This is a genomic window from Alloscardovia criceti DSM 17774 (assembly GCF_000376885.1).
Lineage (GTDB): Bacteria > Actinomycetota > Actinomycetes > Actinomycetales > Bifidobacteriaceae > Alloscardovia > Alloscardovia criceti.
Genome location: NZ_AQXR01000003.1, coordinates 1 through 2,638 on the forward strand (window position 1 = coordinate 1; position 2,638 = coordinate 2,638).

Annotated in this window: 2 protein-coding genes; both read left to right on the forward strand. The window is 41.1% G+C overall.

Going from position 1 to position 2,638, the window contains the following annotated elements; genetic code table 11:
• Positions 1–151 precede the first annotated feature (151 nt).
• Entirely contained in the window at positions 152–1,786 is a 1,635-nt protein-coding gene (locus D570_RS0100035; protein ID WP_245531831.1) for a type I restriction-modification system subunit M, read from the forward strand.
• A 3-nt stretch (positions 1,787–1,789) separates the two neighbouring features.
• Positions 1,790–2,521 carry a restriction endonuclease subunit S gene (locus D570_RS07960; protein ID WP_018142366.1) on the forward strand — a complete coding sequence of 244 codons (732 nt, stop codon included), beginning with the start codon at positions 1,790–1,792 and terminating at the stop codon, positions 2,519–2,521.
• Positions 2,522–2,638: the final 117 nt, after the last annotated feature.

Here is a 2,638-nt window from a genome sequence, read left to right on the forward strand (position 1 = left end):
AGATTACATTTCGAGTAACCAAAAGCAGTGAGCAGTCGAAGATTGGTGAGTTTCTTTCTTCCCTCGATCACCTCATCACCCTTCACCAGCGTAAGTTAGATACGCTCAAAACCCTGAAGAAATCTTTATTAAACGCAATGTTTGTTTAAGAATGTGGAAAGAAAATAGTATGTCGACATCACAGGAAATTACCTCTAAATTATGGGCTATGGCAAACTCGCTTCGTGGAACCATGGATGCGAGTGAATACAAGAACTACATTTTGCCATTCATGTTTTATCGCTATCTTTCTGAGAACCAGGCAAAGTACATTGAATCGAGCAGATTAAGCGAATTCTATTCTGTCTCTGATCAAGAAGAGCTGCAGGAATATCTTATTGAGTTCAGTAATGCGCTTGGCTACGCTATCGAGCCTGAATATATGTGGGATAAATTGGTAGCAAACATTGAAGAACACAAGATTGTTGCCAGTGATTTTCAGGATATGTTTGAATCCTTTAATCGTAATGCAAAGCGGAACATTGACGCTCAAGAGGATTTTGCAGATGTTTTCTCAGATGTAAATCTTGGAGATTCAAGACTTGGTGCTAGCACGAGTGAGCGCGCTCGCGCATTGAATGACATCGTCTTGATGATCAATGAGTTCACGTTTAAGGATGAGTCTGGCCACGATATTTTGGGTGATGTGTATGAATACCTCATCGGTCAGTTTGCTGCAAATGCTGGTAAAAAGGGTGGAGAATTTTATACTCCACATGAGGTAAGTCAGATTCTTGCAAAAATCGTGACGTTGAACTCTGGGGATCGTGATTCGCAGTTTAGAGTATATGATCCGACCATGGGTTCTGGTTCGTTGCTGTTGACTGTTCAGAAAGAACTGCCTAATGGTGATGAGGCAGGAAGCGTTGATTTCTATGGTCAGGAGCTCAACACAACCACATATAATTTGGCTCGCATGAATCTGATGATGCATGATGTGCGATATAACAATATGCAGTTGCGCAGAGCGGATACTTTGGATGCTGATTGGCCATTTACTAGGTCTGACGGTGCAGAAATTCCGTTGAAGTTTGATGCAGTTGTGGCAAATCCTCCGTACTCACAGCATTGGGATACCAAGGGTATCGACCGTGAAAAGGATACGAGATTTAAGGGATTTGGCGTTGCGCCAAGCTCTAAAGCTGATTATGCGTTTGTGCTGCATGGTTTGTATCACTTAGACCAAAACGGCACAATGGCTATTGTGTTGCCTCACGGTGTTCTCTTTAGAGGAGCTTCAGAAGGAAAGATTCGAAAGAATATCATTGCAGAGAACTTGCTGGATGCAGTAATTGGGCTGCCTGCAAACCTTTTCTACGGTACAAGCATTCCTACATGTGTGCTCGTTTTCAAGGGTCGTGAAGCAAGAGGAGAGAATAAGGATATTCTGTTCATTGATGCTTCTAACGAGTTCGAAAAGGGTAAAAATCAAAACAAACTGACGGAAGAAAATATCTCGAAGATCGTTGAGACCTATCAAAATCGTCAGGACGTGGAAAAATATGCCCATGTGGCAACCCTGGATGAGATCAAAGAGAATGATTTCAACCTGAATATTCCACGTTATGTCGATACTTCTGAAGAAGAAGTAGTTGTGCCGCTGCCTGAAATTGCTAGTGAATTAAAGTCAATCGATGATGAAATTCAGAAAACTTCGGATGAGCTATTCACTCTTTTGGGTGAATTACGTGGAACCACGCCTGAAGCACAGGAAGAGCTAGAAAAGTTCATGGACATGTTTAAGTAGTCTTTGGGAGAACGTACCAAAAGCGCATTTCTTATTTTTGGGGTAGGAGATGCGCTTTTCGTATTTCTTATGAGAACTTTTCCGTTTATTTTAGGTTTGAAGGTTTGCAATCATATTATTTCGACGATTTTGTGGGGTAATGCTTGGGAACAGCGTAAGGCTGATGCGATAGGAGAGTATTCCAAAGGATCAGGGTACTCCAAAAATAATTTAGTTAAATCTGGCACGCCTATTATTTTGTACGGTAGGTTATATACAGCATACGAACTCGCCATTGATGGTGTCGATACTTATGTTAAGGCTGCTAATAATTACGATGTATATAGTACCGGCAATGAGGTGCTAGTACCAGCATCTGGTGAAACGGCTGAAGATATTGCTCGTGCCTCAGCAGTTGTGAAATCAGGTCTTCTGATAGGTGGAGATCTGAATATTATTCGTCCCAAGTCAGGGGTTAATCCGATTTTTTTGGCGTTAGTTTTATCAACCGGGACTGCTCAAAAGGAGTTAGCGAAACGGGCGCAAGGGAAGTCAATTGTTCATTTACATAATTCCGATATAAAAACAACTAGATTGAAAGTTCCTAGAATCAATGAACAGATTGAAATCGTTAATAGCGTACTGACCATAGATTCACTCATCACCCTTCACCAGCGTAAGCAAATTTACCTCCAAATCCTAAAAAAGTTGTCGAAAAATATTTTTCTCGGTTATTCGATGAAAAACTCTATGTAAGTACGATTTTTAGACATTACTCACGATTGGGAACAGCGTAAGTTGGGTGATTTATTTCAGCAGAGGACGGAGAAAGCATCTGGTGATGAAGATTTACTGTCTGTAACTATAGCCGAT